This is a genomic window from Streptomyces sp. NPDC051183 (assembly GCF_040682455.1).
In the GTDB taxonomy this organism is placed as follows: Bacteria; Actinomycetota; Actinomycetes; order Streptomycetales; family Streptomycetaceae; genus Streptomyces.
In genome coordinates, this window is sequence record NZ_JBFBBA010000051.1 from 12,634 (window position 1) to 33,189 (window position 20,556).

Sequence of the window (20,556 nt, forward strand, 5' to 3'; positions counted from 1 at the left end):
CGAACGCTCATCAATTCCGGTTCCTTGTCTCTCGTGGCTCTTACTTGACCAGGTTCACGCTGAAGAGCTTGTGCGCCAGCTCCGGCCAGGTCGGGGGCTTCGAAGGGTCGAGGCGAATGGGATCCGCGCCGCTGCACTTGAAGTCGACGGGCAGCGGCGTGCCCTCGGCCGGCGGATCGTCGCCCGCATCGGGCGGCGGGGACAGGGTGCACCGCGGTTTGATCACCGCGGTCGCGGTGGCAACGCCCGGTGTTCCGGCGGCGCCGGGAACGACCGAGTCGCCTATCGCGTGGGCCGTCGTGGCGGTGACGGTGAAGCGCGGAAACTCCGACGCGTCGCAGGCCGCGGTCGACCCGTTGTCGCGTGCGAAGTTCTTCGCCGCGGCGCAGCCCGCCTTGGCGTCGAACAGCTTCCCGTCGAGCAGCTTGCTCCAGTCCTCCCGCTTGAACGCGGCCGGGTTGAAGCCGCCCAGCAGCGTGTTCCTGGCATCTCGCGCAGCTGCCAGCGCCCCGGCGTCAGCCGCCTTCTGGGCGTTGCTGCGGATGACGGAAGCCTGCCCGAAGGCGAAGTAGGCCAGTGCGGCGAAGAGCAGGCCCACCACCGCCACCATGAAGATGGGGAAGGCCTGCCCACGGTCGCGGAAGCGACCCGAGGTCATTTCTTCCCGCCACCAGCCGTAACCGCCTGCACGGCCGCGCCGATCCGGTCCGTGATCGCCGTGCCGATGCCCGTACCGACGATCGCTCCGATGATGACCACGACCACGAGGATGATCCCGAGGTATTCGAAAGCCGTCTGACCCCGGTCCCGGTCCCGGGACTGGAGCCCGCGCACCCAACCGCTCGTCCGGATCTTCGCGTTGACGATCGCCTTCAGCAGCGTGTTGTGTGCCATGAGGGGAACCTCCCGGTCGGGTGCCGCTGTCGATTTGCGGACGGTACGGCCGGACGGCGTTCGGGACCAAGGGTCCCGGGGCCCAAATACGGACCCACTGCGCATGCCGTCTACCCATGTCCAGCCACCCCCGGACGGGCTGTTCCCAGCCAGCGGGCTATCGCACCGCTGCGGGTCGTGCTCTGGAGCTTGGCGAAGATGCGGTTGATGTGGTTCTTGACCGTCTTCTCGCTGATGAAGCAGGCGGCGGCGATCTGCTGGTTACTCATCCCGGACGCGATCAGATCCATGATCTCCACCTCCCTCGAACTCAGCCCGAAGGCCAGCGAGTTGTGCAGCCGCTCAGAAGACTGTGCCACAGTTCGTTGCGGATGCGAAGAGGTCCTGAGCTCCGCGAGCACCGCGCTCGCCGCCGTCGGGCTGAAATGGGCGCGGCCCGCGCAGACGTTCCGTACCGCCTCGGCCAGCTGGTCCGGCGTGAACTCGCCGTGCACCAAGTAGCCGCCCGCGCCAAGCAGCAGGGCCTCCCGGACGACCTCCGACTCCTGGCTGTACGTCAGCATCAGCACCGGGGCCAGCCCCACCAGGTGCGGCAGCGCCGAGATGCCGTCCACGCCGGGCATGCGGACGTCCAGCAGGATCACGTCCGGGGCGTGCAGCCGGGCGAGGCGCAGGGCCTCGCGGCCGTCCGCCGCCTGGGCCGCGACTTCGAGGCCGTCGACCGTGGCCAGCAGGGCCGCGAGGCCCGCCCGTACGACCGGGTTGTCGTCGGCGATGAGCACGCTGAGCGGCGGCGTCACGGGCCCCCCTCCGGGGTCAGGGCCGCCAGCGGGAGGGCCAGGCGCACCCGGGTGCCCGGGCCGGCCGGGCGGGCGCCGATGTGGAGGCGGGCTCCGATCGCGGCCGCGCGCTCCGCCATGCCGAGCAGGCCGAAGTGGCCCGCGCCGTGCAGCGAAGGCAGGTCGAGGCCGTCGCCCGCGAGGCCGCAGCCGTCGTCCTCGACCGTCAGGGTCAAGTGCGTGGCCGAGACGGCCGCTTCGACGACGGTCCGCGAGGCTCCCGCGTGCCGCCGGGCGTTCTCCAGCGCCTCCGATGCCACCGCCAGCAGGTGGCGCGCCACCGTCGCGGGGACCACCGGAAGGACCCCCGCGGTACGCAGCTCCACGCCCGCCCCGCCCTCGGCGAGCCCGCGCAGTTCGCCCAGCAGCGAGACCCCCGGCGCGTCCAGGTCCCGCCGCAGGTCCGTCAGCAGCTCGCGGGACTCCGCCGCCGCGCGGCGCGCCGCCCGCGCCACCGATTCGGCCTGGCGGCGGGCGGCCTCCGGGTCCGTGGTGCGGGCGAGGGCGTCCGCGGCCAGCGCCAGGCCGTGCAGGGTCTTCGACACCGAGTCGTGCATCTCGCGCGCGAGGTGGTCCCGTTCGGCCCGGACCGCCTCGGCCACCGCCAGCCGGGCCCGCGTCTCGGTCAGGGCCTGGCCGGCCGCGCCGAAGCGGAAGAGCAGGTCCCGCAGGCACACCCCCGCCGCGCCCGCCAGTACGCAGAGGCCGGCCAGCACCGGGCCGCCCGCCACCGCGGCCACGACGACCGCCTGGACGGCCGCGTACACCGCCGACCCGCGCCAGCCGTAGACCAGCCCGGCCAGCAGCGGAGTGCAGACCGACACGAGGGCGAGCGGCGACGAGGGCGTGGCCGTGACCAGGAGCAGGGCACTGAAGGCCATGTCCGCCGCCAGCAGCCAGCGGTGGCGCAGCAGCAGCGGCCCGAAGCGCTCCCAGTCGCGGAAGAGCACGTAGGACAGCATGAAGGTGAGCAGGATCGCGCCGCCCACGAGGTACGTCGGCCCCCCGTGCGCCGTACGTCCCAGTGCCAGCGGCGCCCCCAGGGCGATCATCACCAGCCGGAACGCGAAGACCTGGCGGCACAGCGCCTGGAGCGCGTTCGCCTGGAGGGCCGGGGAGGGAGCCGCAGCCGGGGAGGGAGCCGCAGCCGGAGAGGGGGCCGGGCCCGCCCACCCGGCCGGGGAGAGGTCCATCGAGGTCGAGGCCACGGCTCACCCGCCCCCGAGCATGGCGCCGAAGTCGACGTCCGCGCCGTAGACGAAGCCGCACACCAGCAGGATCAGCGTGCCCGGCAGCATGAACATGGTGACGGCGAAGGTGGCCTTGGGCACGGCCCGGGCGGCGCGCCGCCGGGCGTTCTGGGCGTCCGTGCGCCGCATGTCCTCGGCGATGGCGATGAGGGTCTCCACGATCGGGGAGCCCAGTTCCTCGCCCTGCTGGAGGGCGGTCACGAACTGGGCGACCTGCTCGGAGTCGTTGCGCCGCCGCAAGTCGTCGAAGGCCTGGCGGCGGCTGACGCCCATGTCCATCTGCTGGAGGGTGATGCGGATCTCGTCGCACCACGGGCCCTCGTACTTGGCCGCCACCCGGTCCAGCGCCTGCCGGAAGCCGAGGCCGGCGCTGACGACCACGGCCAGTACGTCCAGGAAGTCCGGCAGCGTCCGCTCGATGTGGTCGCGGCGGATCCGGATCGCCGACCACAGGCCGACCTCGATCCAGAACAGCCCGAACGCGATCATCAGCAGGGCCGGGACCAGCTGGCCGTTGAGCAGCATCAGCACGCAACCGAGGGCGCCGAGGAACCCGTACACCGCGCGGCGCGCCGCGTAGCGGTCGATGGTCAGGCCGGCCGGGTTGCCCGCCATGTCGATCTGGCGGCGCTTGCGGGCCACCTGGTTCGGGCCCATCAGGCGCAGTACCAGCGGCGCGTACCGGATGCCGAGGCGGTCCACGGCCGAGCCGACCGCCGTCGTACGCGTGGCGCCGACCTCCAGTGCCAGTGCCAGGTCGGTCGGCAGCTTGACGTCCGCCCGGAAGAGGCGGACGCCGTGGAAGACGCCGAAGACCGATGCGCCCGCGGCGAGCGCCAGCAGCAGTGGAATCATCCCGCCACCCCTCACACGTCGATCTTGGACAGCCGGCGGATGAGCACGAACCCCAGCGTGAACAGCCCCAGTGAGACGAGCACCGCCGTCTGCCCGAGGAAGGCCCCGGTCATCCGGTCGAGCGCGCCCGGCATCATCGTGTTCACCAGCAGCAGCGAGCCGAGCCCGATCGCCGGGACCAGGTAGGCCGTCACCATCACCTGCGACAGCTGCGTACGGATCTCCCTGCGGGTCTCCTTGCGCTGTTCCAGGGTCACCGTCAGGTTGCGCAGGCTGCCCACGATCGCGCCGCCCGCCCGGGCCGACAGGACCAGGGTGGAGACCAGGACGACCAGTTCGCGCGACGGGAGGCGCTGCGTCAGCTCGCCCAGGGACTCCTCGATGGAGTGGCCCACCGCGAGGCGGTCGGCGACCCGGGAGAGCTCCTCGCCCGCCGGGGCCTCCAGTTCCTCGGCCGCTATGCCGATGGCCGTACGCAGGGCCAGGCCGGCCTGGGTTGCGTTGGCCAGGATGCGGGCGAGTTCGGGGAGCTGGTTGATGAACCGTTCCGTGCGGCGGGTGCGCTGCCAGTTGAGGAACGCGTTCGCCGCCCAGAGGCCGATCAGGCCCGCGACCGGGCCGAAGAACGGGGCGAGCAGCGAGGCGGCGATCAGCCAGACGCCCGCCACCGAGCCCAGCATGTAGACGAAGAACTCCCCCGGCGTGAGGTCCAGCCCGGTCGTGGCGAGCTTGAGCTCGATGCGGCGGCCCAGTGCCGTGCGGCGCAGCCGCCGGTCCAGGGCGCGGAAGCGGCGCCCGCGGCCGGTCGGTTCGGGTGCTCCGCTGGCGGAGAGGCGCTCGATGAGGGCGGCGCGCTGGGCGTGGCCCGCGGCGTAGGCGTGCACGCCCAGGACCACGAGTACGCAGGTCAGCAGGGTGGCGCCGAGGGTGAGGAGGATCAGTGGGTTCACAGGACGGTCCGGGTGGGGCGGGGGCTGGTGAGGGGGTCGTGGGCGTCGTAGGAGCCCAGGTGGTCGTCCGGCTGGGCGACCCCGAAGGCCTGCGGGATCGGCTGGCTGTTCATGTACAGCCGGTCCGCGATGCGCCGCGGCAGCGGGTAGTACTGGAAGTAGCCCTGCACGCGGGAGTCGGGGCCCATGGGCTGGGCCATGAACCGGCAGACCGGGATGATGCGGAAGGGCTCGCGGCCGTGCGAGTCGAGGATGGAGATCTCGGTGATGCGGCGCGAGCCGTCGCCGAAGCGGGTGAGCTGGACGACGACGTTGACGGCGCTGTTGATCTGGTCCTGGAGCGCCTCGAACGGGATCTCCACCTCCGACATGGAGGCGAGCGTCTGGAGGCGCATCAGGGCGTCCTGGGAGCTGTTCGCGTGGACGGTGGCCAGCGAGCCGTCGTGGCCGGTGGACATCGCCTGGAGCATGTCGAGGGTCTCGCCGCCGCGGACCTCGCCGACGATGATGCGGTCGGGGCGCATGCGCAGGGAGTTGCGGACGAGGTCGCGGATGGTGATGCGGCCCTTGCCCTCGACGTTCGCCGGCCTCGATTCGAGGCGGATGACGTGCGCCTGCTGGAGCTGGAGCTCGGCCGAGTCCTCGATGGTGATGATCCGCTCGCCCTCGGGGATCAGGCCGGAGAGGGCGTTGAGCAGGGTGGTCTTGCCGGTGCCGGTGGCCCCGGAGACGATCACGTTCATCTTCGCCTGGACCAGGCCGGACAGCAGGAGGAGCATCTGCTCGTCGAGCGAGCCCAGGCCGATCATCTCGTGCAGGGTGAAGGCGCGCGGGAAGCGGCGGATGGTGAGGGTGGCGCCGGTCAGGGACAGCGGCGGGATGATGACGTTGACGCGCTCGCCGCTCGGCAGCCGCGCGTCGACCATCGGATTCGCCTCGTCCACGCGGCGGTTGACGGTGGAGACGATGCGCTCGATGGTCTGCATCAGCTGGTCGTGCGAGGCGAAGCGCAGCGGGAGCTGTTCGACGCGGCCGCCGCGCTCGACGAAGATCTGGTCGGGGCCGTTGACCATGATCTCGGAGATGGACGGGTCTTCGAGGAGCGGTTCGAGCACACCGAGGCCGAGTGCCTCGTCGACGACGCGGCGGATCAGCTGCGCGCGCTCGGCGGTGGACAGGACGGGTCCCTCGCGGCTGATGATGTGGCCGAGTACGCGCTCCAGGCGGGCCCGGCGCTCGGCGGGCGCGAGCGCGGACATCTCGGCGAGGTCGATCTCCTCCAGCAGCTTGGCGCGGTACGAGGAGACCAGCCGGCCGTCCTCGCGGGGGCCGTGGCGTTCGTCGGGGGTGGTGACGCGGGAGCGCAGGCTCATGGTCAGGGTCCCTTCGGGGGCGCGTCGTTGGGCATGACCGCCGTGGCCGTGGCCGGGTCGATGGAGAGCCCCGGCACGATGGAGTTGACCTTGAGCGTGACGGTGACGCTGACGGCGTCGGCGGTGCTGGTCCAGGCGAAGCCGGCGCCCTCGGCCAGGCCCTCGCTGATCGCGGACCGTCCCGCCGCCTCCCCGCCCTTGCCGTTGCGGGCCTCCACGCGCGCGGCGGTACGGGCCGCGGTGTCCGCCTGCTCGTGGACGTACGCGACCCAGCCGAGCTGGATCCCGCACAGCGCGACGAACAGCATGATCGGCACGAAGCCGATGTACTCGATGGCGACCTGACCGCGGTCGCGCCCGCCGCCGAGCAGCCCGCCGCCGCGCAGCCCGCGGTCGCGCCCGGAGCGCCGCTTCCCGTCCCGGTCCACGCTCACTCCCTCTCCATCGCCGCGCCGGCCTTGCCGTCGATCGAACCGAAGCCCAGCCCCGGGAGCAGCACGGGGATGTTGAGGGTGACCGTGGCCGTGTAGACGTCTCCGGACTCCTTGCACCGCACCTCGCGGCCCCAGGCGGGGGACACGTACTTCCCGGCCGCCGTCACGCACGCCCCGTGGCCCTTCACGGCGCCCGCCCGCGCCGCCTCGTCGGCCGCGTTGCCCGCCAGGGAGAAGGCGTACCCGATCAGCACGCACTCCCACACCGCGGCCACCAGCAGCAGGATCAGCGGCACCGTGCCGACGAACTCCACCGCCACCTGGCCCCGGTCGGAGCGCATGCGTCTGCGCCCCGGCATCCCTCAGCCCTCCCGGCCGCGGCGCGACCAGGCGCCGAGCGGGCCCAGCGTGCCGCGGTCGCCGCCGCGCAGCCGGGCCACCGGGCCGGCGGGGCGGACCGCGAGCGCGGAGCCGCCGCCGGACTGTTCCGGCAGGGCCGCCGCCGGGTCCTGCGGCGCTTCGAGCAGGCCCAGTTCGCCCGCCAGGGCCCACAGGGCCTGCTTCACGGTCGAGCGGTTGTCGAGGTCCTGGACCCGGCCCGCGTCCACGACCGCCTGGAGCTCCTTGAAGGCGGCCGGGACCGGGGTGCGGGTGGCCCGGGTCCTGGTGATCTTCTCGATGAGGGCGGGCTGGATCTCGGTGTGCTTGGTCCAGCGGTTGACGACCATGGAGGTGTCCTCGGCCTTGCGCACCTGGAGCCGCTCCCACATGCGGACCATGCGCTTCGCGGCCCGCACCGCGACCACGTCCGGCGTGGTGACCAGGACCGCCACGTCGGCCATCTCCACGGCGGCGGCGTTCGCGCCGGTCACCTGGGTGCCGCAGTCGATGACGACGAGCTCGTAGCGGCCGCGCAGGGCGCCGAGGACCTGCCGGGTGGCCCGGTCGTCGACCTCCTCGCCCCGTTCGCCGTCCGCCGGGGCCAGCAGCAGCGCCAGGCCCGTGCGGTCGTCGTACACCGCGTCCTGCAGGACGCGCGGGGAGATGTCCTGGATCCCGGCGAGGTCGGCGATGGAGCGCCGGAACTGCACGTCGAGGTACGAGCCCACGTCCCCGGCCTGGAGGTCCATGTCCACGAGCGCGGTGCGCCGTCCCGCGGCGGCCGCGGCCAGCGCGAACTGCACCGCGGTGAAGGTGGTGCCGACCCCGCCCTTGGCCCCGGTCACCGTCACCACCCGGCCGCCCGGCCCGGTGCGCGGGTCGGGCCCCCGGCCCAGGTGGCGGCGTACGCCCACGGCCCACTGGGCGGCGGCCTGGACGCGGCTGGCCAGCTCCTCGTAGACGAGGGGGAGGCTGATCAGGCCGCGGGCGCCCGAGTCCATCGCGGCGGAGAACAGCCCGGGTCCGGCGTCGGAGGAGACCAGGACCACGCCCACCGCCGGGAAGCGCAGGGCGACCTCGCGGATGACCTCCAGCGCGGGGACCGGGCCGATCCGCTCGTGGACCAGGACCACCTCGGGCAGTTCGTCAATGGACTGCGCGGCCAGCCGGGCGAGGGTGTCGAGCAGCGAGGTGGAGTCGGGGACGGGGCCGGCCGGTTCGGCGGCCGGGAGCCGGCCGATGAGGGTCACGATGGCGCGGGCGGCGTCCGGGTCGCCGACCGCGGGGAGGATTCGGGTGGTCATCCGGGCCTCACTTGTCCCCGTCGAGGGTGTACGTGCGGTCCGCCGGGCCGGGCGCGGATTCGGTGCCGGGGGCCACCAGGGCCAGGCGTACGTGCTCCGCGAAGGACTCGGCGTACGCGACGCGCTGGGTGTCCTTGGTGTTCAGGGCGAAGGTGATCGGGACGGCCTCGGCCGGGCCCTTCTTGTCGCTGTCCTTGTCGAGGGCGGTGAGCTTGCCGACGCCCAGGACCCGGGCGTTGGCGACGATGATCACCGAGCGGGACGGGTCGGTGTCCTTGACGCCCTTGAAGGTGGCGATGATGTTGACCTTCGCGCCGGAGGTGATCTTGCCGGCCACGCCGGTCGCCGCGTCGATCATGATGGCGATCTCCTGCTCCCCGGGCTGGAGCTGCGGCTTGTCGACGAACATGTCCGACTGGAGCAGCGAGCCCTTCTTCAGGGTGGTGAGCGCGATCTTGTCCTTGAGCCCGCCGAGGTCGGTGACGGCGGTCTCGGACAGCCAGCGCTCGGGAACCGTGACCTCCTCGAACTGGCCGGCGGTCAGCGGGCTGTACGGCGCTATGTCGCCCTTCACGCGGTAGGCGACGACCTCGGCGCCGACCTTGGAGTTGACGTCGCCGATCACCACGAGGACCCCGCCGAACGCCGCGAGGGCGCACAGGACCGACAGGAGCAGCAGGATGACGCCGCGGCGCTGGCGTGAGTTCATCGGACGTACTACCTCGCCGTTCTTCGTTCGTTCGGGCCGGTCAGGATCTGGATCTGGAGTACGGGTCGGCCGCGGCTGCCCCGTGTTGCCCCTGTTGCCCCGGCGGCGGGGCCGTCAGCGGCGCGGCGCAGAAGCCGCAGCGGTCGCCGATGAGCTCGAAGCCGCACCAGCGGCACTCCTCGCGGCGGACCGAGGCGACGAGCTGGTGGAGCAGGGCCGGGTCCGGGATGGCGGCGGCGAACTCGACCAGCTTGGGCGTGGCCCACCAGGCGGGCGAGTCGGCCGGCAGCGGGTTCTCCATGACGCCCTGGACCCGCCAGGCGGGGGCGAGTTCGGACGCGACCCAGTCCGAGGCGAGCTGGCCGCGGGCGAAGGTGAGGTGGGTGGCGAACTCGGGCCCGGGCGGCAGCCCGCCGCCCCCGTGCGCGCCGTGCCCGGCGCCCGGGCCGCCGAGCTTGACCAGGTGCGGCGCCGGGTTGGCCAGTACGGCGAACTGCGCGCTCGGGGACCAGGACTTGGCGTGCGCCTTCAGCCCGACGGGGACCCGGTCGAGCTTGGCCACGGAGCCGAGCAGGGCGCCCGCGTAGATGTAGTGGGAGAGCAGCCGGGCCGCGGAGGCGAGCACGCCGGGGCTGAAGTCGAAGACGCTGAGCTGGCGCAGCTGACGCACCAGCAGGGCGGTGCCCAGCGGGGGCAGATCGATGTCGAGGAGCGCGATCCGGTCGCTCTCCAGGATGGCCCGTACGGTGCGCAGCCGGCGGGCGGCGGCGGGCGCCAGCCAGGGCGGTACGACGACCACGAGGTGCCCGTGGCGTTCCAGGAGGCCGGCCGTGTGGGCGAGCGAGCACTCCAGGTCGACCTGCTCGGGCGGCGGCAGCACCGCGGCCGCCGGCGTGTGCCGGTCCGGGGCCGGCAGCACCAGATCGGCACTGGTGACAGCGATGGCGGTCGGCACGCGAATCCCCCCTGTTCACCCCGTACACCGCGGGCGTTCTCCCCCGGCTTCCACCGGGTTTCCCCTGATCCCACGCCCGCACACACGCTGCGCGACCGCAAACGATCAACGCTCTTCCCCCTTGCTCCAGCACCATATCCGCGTCGTCCCTGGCAGGGCAGGGGCTTGGTGATTCCCGCGCCCCGAGCACATGTCACAGGTGGGGGAAACCCGGACAACCAGGATTGGCGGTCCGAACATTTCAAGCCACATTGCAAACACTCTTGACACGGAGATTGGTCTGGACCAACTTGGCTGCGCTGAAACGTTTTCGGGGCGACCCCACTCGCTCCCCGTCCGCCCCAGCTCCCCCTCACCCCCATTCCTCCCCCCACCGGAGCCCTCGTGAACCGCATACGCTCCCTCGCCCTGCTGGGCGCCGCCACACTCACCGCCGGCGGCCTGACCGCCCTCGCCACCGGAACCGCGCAGGCCGCGGACATCAACGTCGCCCGCAACGGAGGCTTCGAGTCCGGTCTCGCCAACTGGTCCTGCACCGGCGGCAGCGGAGCCGTCGTCCCCTCGCCCGTGTACGCCGGAGCCGGCGCCCTCCGGGGGACCCCGGCGGGCCAGGACAACGCGAAGTGCAGTCAGACCGTCACGGTCAAGCCGAACTCGACCTACACCCTGAGCACGCAGGTCCAGGGCAGCTACGTCTACCTCGGCGCGACCGGCACCGGCACCCAGGACGTCTCCACCTGGACCCCGGGCTCGGGCGGCGGCTGGCAGAAACTGTCCACCACCTTCACCACCGGCCCGAACACCACCCAGGTGACGGTCTGGACGCACGGCTGGTACGGCCAACCCGCTTACACAGTCGATGAGTTCAGCGTTTTCGGCCCCGACGGGGGCGGCGGCACCGACCCCGGCCCGTCCATCCCCGGCGCCCCGTCCGGGACCACCGTTTCCGGCCAGAGCGCAAGCGCGCTCACCCTTTCGTGGAACGCCGTCAGCGGGGCCACCGGCTATTACGTGTATCAGGACGGCGTCCGCGTCCAGACCGTGTCCGCCGCCTCCGCACAGGTCACCGGACTCGCCGCCTCGACCTCGTACTCCTTCCAGGTGAGCGCGTACAACGCGGCGGGCGAGGGCCCGAAGTCCGCGGCGGTGACCGGCACCACCACGGGCGGTGGCGGCAACCCCAACCCGTCCGTCCCCAAGCACGCCCTGACGGGCTACTGGCAGAACTTCAACAACGGCGCGACCGTCCAGAAGATCTCCGACGTCTCCGCGCAGTACGACATCATCGCCGTCTCCTTCGCCGACGCCACGACCACGCCCGGCGCCATCGCCTTCAACCTCGACTCGGCGGGACTCGGCGGCTACACGGTCGCGCAGTTCAAGGCGGACATCGCCGCCAAGAAGGCGGCCGGCAAGTCCGTCATCCTGTCGATCGGCGGCGAGAAGGGCACGATCTCGGTCAATGATTCGGCCTCGGCGACCAACCTCGCCAACTCCGCCCACGCACTGATGCAGGAGTACGGCTTCAACGGCATCGACATCGACCTGGAGAACGGCCTCAACCCGACCTACATGACGCAGGCCCTGCGCTCGCTGTCCTCGAAGGCGGGCCCCTCGCTCGTCATCACGATGGCCCCGCAGACCATCGACATGCAGTCCACGCAGGGCGGCTACTTCAAGACCGCGCTGAACATCAAGGACATCCTGACCGTCGTCAACATGCAGTACTACAACAGCGGCTCCATGAACGGCTGCGACGGCAAGGTCTATTCCCAGGGCTCGGTGGACTTCCTCACCGCGCTCGCCTGCATCCAGCTGGAGGGCGGCCTCGACCCCTCGCAGGTGGGCATCGGCGTGCCGGCCTCACCGAGCGGCGCGGGCAGCGGCTACGTCTCCCCGACCATCGTGAACAACGCGCTGGACTGCCTGGCGCGCGGCACGAACTGCGGATCCTTCAAGCCGTCGAAGACCTACCCCGGGCTGCGCGGCGCGATGACCTGGTCGACCAACTGGGACGCCAAGGCGGGTAGCGCTTGGTCCAACGCGGTGGGTCCCAAGGTCCACGGCCTGCCCTAGGCGGTACGTGTAGGGGTGGCTGATTCGAGGTCTTGACCGGGACATGCCACAAGAGCACGCTGTGCGCGTCCGCACGGCTACCCCCACACTCCCCACCCAGGAGAACGCATGCGGCTCCACAACCGCCGGAGGGCCGCCGTCACGGCGGCCCTGCTGGCGCTCGCGCTCGGCGCACCCGCCTACGGCCTGAGCGCGACAGCGGCACCGCCACCGACACCGTCCACGGCCACCCAGGACGAGGCGATCGTCCAGTACGAGATCCAGGGCCCGTCCACCGCCGCGGAGCGCACCGACCTGCTGCGCACCGGCATCTCCATCGACGAGGTCGACTCCCGCTCGGTCGTCGTCAGCGCCGACACCATGCAGGCCAAGGCCCTGCGCAAGCTCGGCTACCGCCTGACGGCCCTGCCCGGCCCGCCGGTCCGCACCGAGCCCGGGATCGCGGTCGGCACGATGGACTTCCCGTCGGCGGACGCCAAGTACCACAACTACGCCGAGGCCAGCGCCGAGATCGACCAGCGCATCGCGCAGTACCCCTCGATCATGAGCAAGAAGGTGATCGGAAAGTCGTACCAGGGCCGGGATCTCTTCGCGATCAAGATCAGCGACAACGTCGCGACCGACGAGAACGAGCCCGAGGTCCTCTTCACCGCCCACCAGCACGCCCGCGAGCACCTGACCGTCGAGATGGCGCTCTACCTGCTCAAGGAGTTCGGCTCGAAGTACGGCACCGACTCCCGCGTCACCAACGCGGTCAACGGCCGCGAGATCTGGATCGTGCCCGACCTCAACCCGGACGGCGGCGAGTACGACATCGCGACGGGCTCCTACCGCTCGTGGCGCAAGAACCGCCAGCCGAACTCGGGCTCCTCGTACGTGGGCACCGACGAGAACCGCAACTGGAACTACAAGTGGGGCTGCTGCGGCGGCTCCAGCGGCAGCAAGAGCTCCGAGACCTACCGGGGCCCCGCCGCCGAGTCGACGCCCGAGGTGAAGGCGGTCTCCGACTTCGTGCGCAGCCGCGTGATCGGCGGCAAGCAGCAGATCAAGGCCGCCATCGACTTCCACACCTACAGCGAGCTGGTGCTGTGGCCGTACGGGTGGACGTACAACGACACCGCGCCGGGCCTGACCGCCGACGACCTGGCGGTGTACAAGACCATCGGCACGAACATGGCCAACAGCAACGGCTACACGCCGGAGCAGTCGAGCGACCTGTACATCACCGACGGGACGATCGACGACTGGCTGTGGGGCAACCAGAAGATCTTCTCCTACACCTTCGAGATGTACCCGGAGAGCGGTGGCGGCGGCTTCTACCCGCCGGACGAGGTCATCGACCGCGAGACCGCGCGCAACAAGGACGCGGTGCTCCAGCTCCTGGAGAACGCGGACTGCATGTACCGCTCGATCGGCAAGCAGTCGCAGTACTGCTCGTAGCCGCCGAGGCCGTTTGAACGGGGGCGCCCCACCGCCAGGGGGGCGCCCCTCCGTCGTGCCTAGCCGAGGACGGCGAGGGCGTCGATCTCGATGAGCAGCCCGCCGGGCAGGCCGACGTAGACGGTCGTCCGGGCGGCCGGGGCCTGCCCCAGGCCCTGCTCCTCGAAGTACGCGTTGTAGATCTCGTTCATCTCGGCGAAGTGGCCGGTGTCCGTGAGGTAGACGCGGATCATCATCACGTCGTCCCAGCCCGCGCCCCCGGCCTCCAGGACGGAGCGGACGTTCTCCAGCGTCTGCAGGGTCTGCTCGCGCAGGCCCGGACCCGCCGGGGTGGGCGGCTGTCCGTCCACGTGCGGCAGGAAGCCGACCTGGCCGGCCACCTGGAGGATGTTCCCCTTGCGCACGCCGTGCGAGAACTTCGCGGGCGGCGCGGTGTGGGTGTCGGGGGTGATCGCGGTCTTCTCGGTCATGAGGGGTGGTCGTCTTCCTGTGCGGAGCCGGAGTACTCCCGGCTGATGGTGTCGGCGGTGTGCAGGACGAGCGGCAGGAGTTCGAGCAGCGCTTCGGCGGTGGCCGCGGCGGTCGGCGCGGAGAGCGACAGCGCCGCGACGACCCGTCCGCCGGGGCCGCGGACGGGTGCGCCGACGCAGTTGATGGCCTCCTCGTGACCGCCGAGGTCGGCGGCCCAGCCCTGTTCGCGTACGAGTTCCAGCTCGCGCAGGAAGGCGGCGGCGTCGGGGGTCGAGACGGCCGTGTACCGGGGGTACTCGACCCGGCCGGCCAGGGCCGCGCGCTCGGCGGGCGGGAGGTCGGCGAGGAGCACCTTCGCGACGGCGGCGACGGTCAGGGGTACGGGCTTTCCGATGCGGGAGTACATCCGCACGGGGTAGCGGCTGTCGACCTTGTCCACGTAGACGACTTCGTCGTCCTGGTGCAGGGCGAGGTGGACGGTGTGGCCGGTGGTCCGGTTCAGCTCGACGAGGTGCGGATGCGCGATGTCGCGGACGTCGAGGTTCTCGACGGCCTCGGCGGCGAGCGCGAAGAGCTGCGCGCCGAGGCGGTAGCGGCCGTCGGCCTGGCGGTACGCGTAACCGTGCTCGTGCAGCGTGCGGAGCAGCCGCAGGGCGGTGCTCTTGTGCACGCCGAGCGCCTCGGCCACGTCCCCCAGCCCGGCCGGGCCCTTGGCCAGGACCGGCAGGATCCGCAACGCCCGCTCCACGGACTGGCTCACGCCGCCGCCTCCTCTGTCGTCACAGCAACTCCGCTCCGCGGAGCACCGGGCTCCGCCCGGACCCGCGCCTCAATCGCCGGCGGGGCCGGATTTTGCCGCTGCGCGGCAACCAGCCCGCCAAAAGGCGGCATCAGCCCGAATCCAGCCCGGCCGCGCCGGGCCGCCGGCGTTGACCCGTCGTCACCCGGGATGTTAGACAGCATGCAGCGGCATACGCAACGACCGTTGCAGACAGCGCAACCGCGTACCCCGGGAGGCACCCGCATGGCCAGCGACCCCGTCAAGGAACTCGCCGACGAGCCGGTGGACCACCGGTTCAAGGGCCTGCCCCCGGACGCGCAGGCCGCCGGCCTCACCGTCGGGCAGCTCGCCGCCGAGCGGCGGGACCTCTACACCGGCGGGTTCACCACCCCGGTCCTGACGCTCGACGCGGACGCGCTGGAGCACAACCTCGCCGCCCTCGGCGAGTACGCGGCCCGCCACGGCCTCGCCTTCGCCCCGCACGGCAAGACCTGCATGGCCCCGCAGCTCTTCCACCGCCAACTCGACCACGGCGCCTGGGGCATCACGGCCGCCGTCCCCCACCAGGCCCGCGTCTACCGCGCCTTCGGCATCCGGCGCATCTTCCTCGCCAACGAGCTCGTCGATCCCGCCGCCCTGCGCTGGGTCGCCGCCGAGCTCGTCGCCGATCCCGACTTCCGCTTCGTCTGCTACGTCGACTCCGTGCGCGGCGTACAGCTCATGGACCGCGCCCTGGAGGGCCTCGGCGTCCGCGTCGACGTCGTCATCGAGCTCGGCGCCGGCGAGGGCGCCCGCACCGGCGCCCGCACCGACGACGACTGCCGCGCCGTGGCCGACGCCGTCGCCCTGGCCGCAACCACCCTGCGCCTCGTCGGCATCGCGGGCTACGAGGCCGAGGTGCCCGGCGCCGACCCGGACAGCGTGCACGCGTACCTGCGCCGCCTCACCGGCCTCGTGGTCGAGTTCGACAAGGCCGGCCGCTTCTCCCCCGCCCTGGAGGAGATCGTCGTCAGCGCCGGCGGCTCGGCCTGGTTCGACGCCGTCGCCGACGTCTTCGCCGAGCTCCCGGAACTGACCCGGCCCGCCCTGCGCCTGCTGCGCTCCGGCGCGTACGTCTCGCACGACCACGGCTGGTACACCCGCCTGACCCCCTTCAACCGCGTCCCCGCGGAGGGCGGCCTGCGCCCCGCCTTCCGCCTCTGGACCCAGGTCGTCTCCCGCCCCTCCCCCACCCAGGCCTTCGTCAACGCCGGCAAGCGCGACATCGCCTACGACCTCGGCCTGCCCGAGGCCGAGCTGGTGCGCGACGCCCTCGGCGGGACCGAGCGCCCCGCCACCGGGATCCGCGTCACCAAGCTCTCCGACCAGCACGCCTGGCTGGAGACCGACTCGGCCGAGGACCTGGACGTCGGCGACTGGGTCGCCCTCGGCATGTCGCACCCCTGCACGATCTTCGAGAAGTGGCCGCTGATCCCGGTCGTGGCGGCCGACGGCACGGTCACCGACTACATCCGCACGTTCTTCTGACGGTGGACCTGGTCATCCGCGGGGCCCGCGTCGTCGACGGCACGGGCGGGCCCCCGTACACGGCCGACGTCGGCGTCCACGAGGGCCGCATCGCCGCCATCGGCCGGATCCCGGCCGGAGGGCGGCGGACCCTCGACGCCCACGGGCTCGCCCTCGCCCCGGGCTTCGTCGACATGCACGCCCACAGCGACCTCGCCCTGCTCCGCGACCCGGACCACGCCGCCAAGGCGGCCCAGGGCGTGACCCTGGAGGTCCTCGGCCAGGACGGCATCTCCTACGCCCCCGTCGACGACCGCACCCTCGGCGAGGTGCGGGCCGCCATCGCGGGCTGGAACGGCCCGGGCGAAGACGTCGACTTCACCTGGCGCACCGTCGGCGGCTACCTCGACGCCCTGGACCGCGCCCACGGCGGCCGGGGCACCGCCGTCAACGCCGCCTACCTCGTCCCGCAGGGCACGGTCCGCGCGTACGCCCTCGGCTGGGAGGACCGCCCGGCCACCCCCGCCGAGCTGGACCGGATGCGCACGCTCGTCGCCGACGGACTCGCCGAGGGCGCCGTCGGGATGTCCTCCGGGCTGACCTACACCCCCGGCATGTACGCGTCCGGCGCCGAGCTGACCGAGCTGTGCCGGGTCGTCGCCCGCTACGGCGGCTACTACTGCCCGCACCACCGCTCCTACGGCCGCGGCGCGCTCGCCGCCTACGCCGAGATGGTCGAGCTGACCCGCGGGGCCGGCTGCGCCCTGCACCTCGCGCACGCCACCATGAACTTCGGCGAGAACGCCGGCCGCGCCCCCGAACTGCTGGCCCTGCTCGACGCGGCGCTGGCCGACGGCTGCGACATCACCCTCGACAGCTACCCGTACACCCCCGGCTCCACGACCCTCGTCGCCCTCCTGCCGAGCTGGGCGGGCGAGGGCGGCCCGGAGGCGGTCCTGGCCCGGCTGCGCGACGACGCCGAGGCCGGGCGGATCCGGCACGCGCTGGAGGTGGAGGGCGCCGACGGCTGCCACGGGGTCCCGGTCGACTGGTCCACGATCGAGATCTCGGGCGTAGGCGATCCCGCCCTCTCGGCGTACGTCGGCACCCGCCTGCCCGGCTGGGAGGCCGCCCGGCGGCTCCTGCTGGAGGACCGGCTGCGCACGGGCATCCTCCAGCACGTCGGGCACGAGGAGAACGTCCGGGCGATCATGCGCCACCCCGTGCACACGGGCGGCTCCGACGGCATCCTCCAGGGCGCGAAGCCGCACCCGAGGGCGTACGGCACCTTCCCGCACTACCTCGGCCACTACGTCCGCGAGCTCGGCGTGCTGACCCTGGAGGAGTGCGTGGCCCACCTGGCGGGCCGCCCGGCGGCCCGCCTGCGGCTGCCCGACCGGGGTCTGCTCCGCGAGGGGTACCGCGCCGACCTGGTGCTCTTCGACCCCGATACGGTCGCGGCCGGGTCGACGTACGAGCGGCCGCGCGCGCTGCCCACCGGCATCCCGTACGTGCTGATCGACGGCCGCTTCGTGATGCGCGACGGGCGCCGGACGGACGTCCTCGCCGGCCGCACGGTCCGCCGCACGCCCCACCCCGAGGCCGCTTAGAAGTCGCACGGACGTTCACCCGGCCCGCCTACGATGGCCGACATGGTCGCCTTTGTCCCTGCCGCCCTCCTCTTCGCCCTCTTCTGCGTGAGCGTGCGGGAGGACCGCCGCCGCTTCCGCAACGCGGTCCTCCTCGGCCTCACCTTCGTCACCCTGTCGATCGCCCTGCTCTACCAGGTCAGGCACCTGCCGGGCGCCCTGGGCGGGCTCATCGCCCTCGCCGTGTTCCTGGTCCCGTCCGTCGGCGTCGTCGCCCTGGCCTGCTTCCTCGTCGCCAACGGCGTGACGATGGCCCGCAAGGAGGGCCGCAGCCTCGGAAACCTGCTGTCCCTGCTGGCCGGGCTGGCGATCTTCGCACTGCTCGCCCTGACGATCACCGCGATGGGCACCGGCTCGACCGAGATCGCCGGGCTGACCTTCATGCTGATCATGATCGCAGTCTACGTCTCCTTCCTCTTCCTCTGCTTCCTCGCGTACGCCTTCCTCTACGGCCGGATCAAGGTGCGCGGCGACGTCGACTACGTGGTGATGCTCGGCTCCGGCCTGATCGGCGGGGACCGGGTGCCACCCCTGCTGGCCTCCCGGCTGCGCAAGGGCATGGAGATCTACGAGGCCCAGGTCGCCCGCGGCCGCAAGGTTCCGCTGCTGCTGACCTCGGGCGGCAAGGGCTCGGACGAGAAGGTCGCCGAGGCCCGGGCGATGGCCGACTGGCTGATCGCCGAGGGCGTCCCCGCGGAGCACGTCCGGCTGGAGGACCGGTCGCGCACGACGGCGGAGAACCTGGTCCTCAGCCGGAAGATCATGGCCGGGGACGACCCGGACTACCGGTGCGTGGTCGTCACCAACAACTTCCACGCCTTCCGCGCGGCGATGATGGCCCGCAAGGCGGGCGTGAACGGCCAGGTGCTGGGCTCGCCGACCGCGGCGTACTTCTGGCCGAGCGCCACGATCCGCGAGTTCGTCGCCGTCTTCGTGGAGCACAAGGCGGTCAATTTCGCGATCTGCGGATCACTGTTCGCCCTCGGGGTGCTGATCACCGTCCTCGCCGCCTGAAATGCCCGGCGCGCCCGAAGTGCGTTCATGGGGCCACGGTCGGAGGATGGGGCCAGGAACCACAGGAGGAGGTATCCGATGGACAGTGAATCGGACCAGCAGCCCACGCGGTCGGACCGGCTCCACACCGGCGGGGAACGGCCGTACGACCCCGAAGACCTGGTGATGGCCACCGGCCGCGACGTGACTCCGGAGCGCGTCGAGGCGGCACGCAAGCTGATCGAGGAGAAGGGCCCGCAGGTCATCGAGCGCTACCTCCCGTAGCGGCGACCCCGCCCCCGGTGCCCGGCCCCGGGGGCTCCTCGCCGTGCGGGGCCGGGCCGCATCCAGAATCGGTGGCCGCTCGTTAGCCGCCCGGGGGCCCGATCCGGAGGACAGCAGGATGCAGACCGCCACCATCGACTGGGACCACCCGGCCGACCCCCCGCCCGGCCGCCGTCTCGACCACGTGCGCGCGTACGTCGACTCCGCGGGTGCCGACGGACACCTCTGGCACGGGGTCCCGACCCTGCTGCTCACCACCTTCGACCGCGTCTCGGGCCGTACGGTGCGCAGCCCGCTGATCTACGTGCGGGACGAGGACCGGTACATCGTCCTGGCGGCCGCCGACGGCGCGGCGCACCACCCCGCCTGGTACCGGAACCTGTCCGCCCACCCCGAGGTGCGCCTCCAGGTCGGCGCCCTGACCGCCCGGGCCCGCGCCCGCACGGCGGACCCGGCGGAGCGCGAGACGTACTGGGCGGCCATGACGGCCCTGTGGCCGGCCTACGACGACTACCAGGCGGCGGCCCGGCCGCGGGAGATCCCGCTGGTGATCATCGAGTGCTGATCACGAGTCCGCCCTGACGTCGAACCGCACGGAGCGCACGTACAGGTCGTCCCGCGCGGGCTTGCCGTGCGCCTTCAGCCGCCACTCGGCGCCCGTGCAGCCGGCGCCGGCGTAGACGGTCACCGCCCGGTCGGTCTCGTTGTGCGGGCCGTAGCCGGGCGTGTTCCTCTCGTCGCCGACGACGTACAGGTTGATGCACTGGCCGCTGTGGGGGTCGTGCAGGGCGACCTTCTGCTGCTGGCCGAAGCCGTCGACGTACTTGTACGAGAAGTTGCCCTGGGCGGCCAGGGCCGAGCCGGGCAGCGACAGGACCAGGGCGAGGGCGGCGACCGCCGCGGCTGCGGTGTTGCGGAGCTTCATGGGGGTGGAGCCCTTCGGTAGGGGGTGTGCGACACAGACCCTAGGAAGGCCCCGCAGGACGAACCGTTCATTCGTGATCATTCGGCGTGGCGAGCTCGAACCACACCGTCTTCCCGATCCCGCACTCCCTCGGGTACGCCCCCCAGGCCCCGGCCAGCGCCGCCACGATGGCCAGCCCCCGGCCCGACTCCGCCAGGGGCCGGGCATCGCGCAGTACGGGCAGCTCCCGCCCGGCATCGAGCACCTCCACCCGCAGCCGCTCCCCCGCGAGCAGGCACCGCACCCACACCTCCCGCCCGGGGGGCACGCGGGCGTGGCGGCAGGCGTTGGCCATCAGCTCGCCGAGCAGGAGCCCGGCCGTCTCGGCGGTGTCGTCGGACAGCTTCCACTCCCGGACCTGGGCGGCGAGACGGGCGCGGGCGCGGGGGACGCTGCGGAGGGCGCGGGGGTAGCGCCACTCGATGGGGTGATCCATGGTCCATACAG

At 72.3% G+C, this 20,556-nt stretch carries 23 protein-coding genes; 7 read left to right on the forward strand and 16 right to left on the reverse strand.

Going from position 1 to position 20,556, the window contains the following annotated elements; genetic code table 11:
• Positions 1-40 precede the first annotated feature (40 nt).
• From AB0M99_RS32395 to AB0M99_RS32450, 12 genes are all read right to left on the reverse strand, one after another.
• Positions 41-658, reverse strand: coding sequence for a pilus assembly protein TadG-related protein (locus AB0M99_RS32395; RefSeq protein ID WP_365926835.1), 618 nt, complete (start codon positions 656-658; stop codon positions 41-43).
• Positions 655-894, reverse strand: coding sequence for a hypothetical protein (locus tag AB0M99_RS32400; RefSeq protein ID WP_365926836.1), 240 nt, complete (start codon positions 892-894; stop codon positions 655-657). Before AB0M99_RS32400 ends, AB0M99_RS32395 begins: the two co-directional genes overlap by 4 nt.
• 110 nt (positions 895-1,004) lie before the next feature.
• Positions 1,005-1,694 (reverse strand): response regulator transcription factor, encoded by a 690-nt coding sequence (locus tag AB0M99_RS32405; protein WP_365926838.1) that lies wholly within the window; start codon positions 1,692-1,694, stop codon positions 1,005-1,007.
• Positions 1,691-2,941 carry a histidine kinase gene (locus AB0M99_RS32410; RefSeq protein WP_365926840.1) on the reverse strand — a complete coding sequence of 417 codons (1,251 nt, stop codon included), beginning with the start codon at positions 2,939-2,941 and terminating at the stop codon, positions 1,691-1,693. The genes AB0M99_RS32405 and AB0M99_RS32410 overlap by 4 nt, the downstream gene beginning before the upstream one ends.
• A 3-nt stretch (positions 2,942-2,944) precedes the next feature.
• Positions 2,945-3,835: a DUF5936 domain-containing protein gene (locus AB0M99_RS32415; protein ID WP_365926900.1), complete on the reverse strand. Its 891-nt coding sequence runs from the start codon at positions 3,833-3,835 to the stop codon at positions 2,945-2,947.
• 14 nt (positions 3,836-3,849) lie between these two features.
• A complete protein-coding gene (locus AB0M99_RS32420) occupies positions 3,850-4,788 on the reverse strand; it encodes a type II secretion system F family protein (RefSeq protein ID WP_365926842.1) in 939 nt (312 codons plus the stop codon).
• Positions 4,785-6,161, reverse strand: coding sequence for a CpaF family protein (locus AB0M99_RS32425; RefSeq protein ID WP_365926844.1), 1,377 nt, complete (start codon positions 6,159-6,161; stop codon positions 4,785-4,787). Before AB0M99_RS32425 ends, AB0M99_RS32420 begins: the two co-directional genes overlap by 4 nt.
• Before the next feature lie 2 nt (positions 6,162-6,163).
• The gene (locus AB0M99_RS32430) at positions 6,164-6,595 is read right to left on the reverse strand and encodes a TadE/TadG family type IV pilus assembly protein (protein WP_365926846.1); all 432 of its coding nucleotides are present in this window, start codon (positions 6,593-6,595) and stop codon (positions 6,164-6,166) included.
• A complete protein-coding gene (locus AB0M99_RS32435) occupies positions 6,592-6,936 on the reverse strand; it encodes a TadE/TadG family type IV pilus assembly protein (RefSeq protein ID WP_365926848.1) in 345 nt (114 codons plus the stop codon). The genes AB0M99_RS32430 and AB0M99_RS32435 overlap by 4 nt, the downstream gene beginning before the upstream one ends.
• 21 nt (positions 6,937-6,957) lie before the next feature.
• Positions 6,958-8,280 (reverse strand): AAA family ATPase, encoded by a 1,323-nt coding sequence (locus AB0M99_RS32440; RefSeq protein ID WP_365926850.1) that lies wholly within the window; start codon positions 8,278-8,280, stop codon positions 6,958-6,960.
• 7 nt (positions 8,281-8,287) lie between these two features.
• The gene (gene cpaB / locus AB0M99_RS32445) at positions 8,288-8,989 is read right to left on the reverse strand and encodes a Flp pilus assembly protein CpaB (protein WP_365926852.1); all 702 of its coding nucleotides are present in this window, start codon (positions 8,987-8,989) and stop codon (positions 8,288-8,290) included.
• A gap of 40 nt (positions 8,990-9,029) precedes the next feature.
• On the reverse strand, positions 9,030-9,944 hold the full coding sequence (locus AB0M99_RS32450) for a hypothetical protein (RefSeq protein WP_365926854.1): 915 nt from the start codon (positions 9,942-9,944) through the stop codon (positions 9,030-9,032).
• A 384-nt stretch (positions 9,945-10,328) separates the two neighbouring features.
• Here AB0M99_RS32450 and AB0M99_RS32455 point away from each other — a divergent pair, with 384 nt between their 5' ends.
• Positions 10,329-12,020 (forward strand): glycosyl hydrolase family 18 protein, encoded by a 1,692-nt coding sequence (locus AB0M99_RS32455; protein ID WP_365926856.1) that lies wholly within the window; start codon positions 10,329-10,331, stop codon positions 12,018-12,020.
• Positions 12,021-12,128: 108 nt separating this feature from the next.
• Positions 12,129-13,460: a M14 family metallopeptidase gene (locus tag AB0M99_RS32460; protein WP_365926858.1), complete on the forward strand. Its 1,332-nt coding sequence runs from the start codon at positions 12,129-12,131 to the stop codon at positions 13,458-13,460.
• A 59-nt stretch (positions 13,461-13,519) separates the two neighbouring features.
• On the opposite strand, the gene AB0M99_RS32465 is transcribed toward AB0M99_RS32460, so the two are convergent.
• A complete protein-coding gene (locus AB0M99_RS32465; protein ID WP_365926860.1) occupies positions 13,520-13,930 on the reverse strand; it encodes a RidA family protein in 411 nt (136 codons plus the stop codon).
• Positions 13,927-14,691: an IclR family transcriptional regulator gene (locus AB0M99_RS32470; RefSeq protein ID WP_365926862.1), complete on the reverse strand. Its 765-nt coding sequence runs from the start codon at positions 14,689-14,691 to the stop codon at positions 13,927-13,929. Before AB0M99_RS32470 ends, AB0M99_RS32465 begins: the two co-directional genes overlap by 4 nt.
• Positions 14,692-14,955: 264 nt before the next feature.
• Between AB0M99_RS32470 and AB0M99_RS32475 the strand changes: the two genes are divergently transcribed.
• From AB0M99_RS32475 to AB0M99_RS32495, 5 genes are all read left to right on the forward strand, one after another.
• Positions 14,956-16,239: an alanine racemase gene (locus tag AB0M99_RS32475; RefSeq protein ID WP_365926864.1), complete on the forward strand. Its 1,284-nt coding sequence runs from the start codon at positions 14,956-14,958 to the stop codon at positions 16,237-16,239.
• Positions 16,240-16,241: 2 nt separating this feature from the next.
• Positions 16,242-17,828 carry a D-aminoacylase gene (locus tag AB0M99_RS32480; RefSeq protein ID WP_365926866.1) on the forward strand — a complete coding sequence of 529 codons (1,587 nt, stop codon included), beginning with the start codon at positions 16,242-16,244 and terminating at the stop codon, positions 17,826-17,828.
• 42 nt (positions 17,829-17,870) lie between these two features.
• Positions 17,871-18,881, forward strand: coding sequence for a YdcF family protein (locus AB0M99_RS32485; RefSeq protein WP_365926868.1), 1,011 nt, complete (start codon positions 17,871-17,873; stop codon positions 18,879-18,881).
• Positions 18,882-18,959: 78 nt separating this feature from the next.
• The gene (locus AB0M99_RS32490; RefSeq protein WP_365926870.1) at positions 18,960-19,145 is read left to right on the forward strand and encodes a hypothetical protein; all 186 of its coding nucleotides are present in this window, start codon (positions 18,960-18,962) and stop codon (positions 19,143-19,145) included.
• 118 nt (positions 19,146-19,263) lie between these two features.
• Positions 19,264-19,710: a nitroreductase/quinone reductase family protein gene (locus AB0M99_RS32495; RefSeq protein WP_365926872.1), complete on the forward strand. Its 447-nt coding sequence runs from the start codon at positions 19,264-19,266 to the stop codon at positions 19,708-19,710.
• Here AB0M99_RS32495 and AB0M99_RS32500 read toward each other — a convergent pair whose 3' ends face one another.
• Entirely contained in the window at positions 19,711-20,070 is a 360-nt protein-coding gene (locus AB0M99_RS32500; RefSeq protein WP_365926874.1) for a hypothetical protein, read from the reverse strand.
• 67 nt (positions 20,071-20,137) lie between these two features.
• A complete protein-coding gene (locus tag AB0M99_RS32505; RefSeq protein ID WP_365926876.1) occupies positions 20,138-20,545 on the reverse strand; it encodes an ATP-binding protein in 408 nt (135 codons plus the stop codon).
• Between the last annotated feature and the right edge of the window lie 11 nt (positions 20,546-20,556).

Coding starts and splice junctions, on each gene's coding strand:
- AB0M99_RS32395 (WP_365926835.1), bottom strand. CDS start 658: ATGACCTCGGGTCGCTTCCGCGACCGTGGGCAGGCCTTCCCCATCTTC.
- AB0M99_RS32400 (WP_365926836.1), bottom strand. CDS start 894: ATGGCACACAACACGCTGCTGAAGGCGATCGTCAACGCGAAGATCCGG.
- AB0M99_RS32425 (WP_365926844.1), bottom strand. CDS start 6,161: ATGAGCCTGCGCTCCCGCGTCACCACCCCCGACGAACGCCACGGCCCC.
- AB0M99_RS32435 (WP_365926848.1), bottom strand. CDS start 6,936: ATGCGCTCCGACCGGGGCCAGGTGGCGGTGGAGTTCGTCGGCACGGTG.
- AB0M99_RS32440 (WP_365926850.1), bottom strand. CDS start 8,280: ATGACCACCCGAATCCTCCCCGCGGTCGGCGACCCGGACGCCGCCCGC.
- cpaB (WP_365926852.1), bottom strand. CDS start 8,989: ATGAACTCACGCCAGCGCCGCGGCGTCATCCTGCTGCTCCTGTCGGTC.
- AB0M99_RS32460 (WP_365926858.1), top strand. CDS start 12,129: ATGCGGCTCCACAACCGCCGGAGGGCCGCCGTCACGGCGGCCCTGCTG.
- AB0M99_RS32465 (WP_365926860.1), bottom strand. CDS start 13,930: ATGACCGAGAAGACCGCGATCACCCCCGACACCCACACCGCGCCGCCC.
- AB0M99_RS32475 (WP_365926864.1), top strand. CDS start 14,956: ATGGCCAGCGACCCCGTCAAGGAACTCGCCGACGAGCCGGTGGACCAC.
- AB0M99_RS32485 (WP_365926868.1), top strand. CDS start 17,871: ATGGTCGCCTTTGTCCCTGCCGCCCTCCTCTTCGCCCTCTTCTGCGTG.
- AB0M99_RS32490 (WP_365926870.1), top strand. CDS start 18,960: ATGGACAGTGAATCGGACCAGCAGCCCACGCGGTCGGACCGGCTCCAC.
- AB0M99_RS32495 (WP_365926872.1), top strand. CDS start 19,264: ATGCAGACCGCCACCATCGACTGGGACCACCCGGCCGACCCCCCGCCC.
- AB0M99_RS32500 (WP_365926874.1), bottom strand. CDS start 20,070: ATGAAGCTCCGCAACACCGCAGCCGCGGCGGTCGCCGCCCTCGCCCTG.
- AB0M99_RS32505 (WP_365926876.1), bottom strand. CDS start 20,545: ATGGATCACCCCATCGAGTGGCGCTACCCCCGCGCCCTCCGCAGCGTC.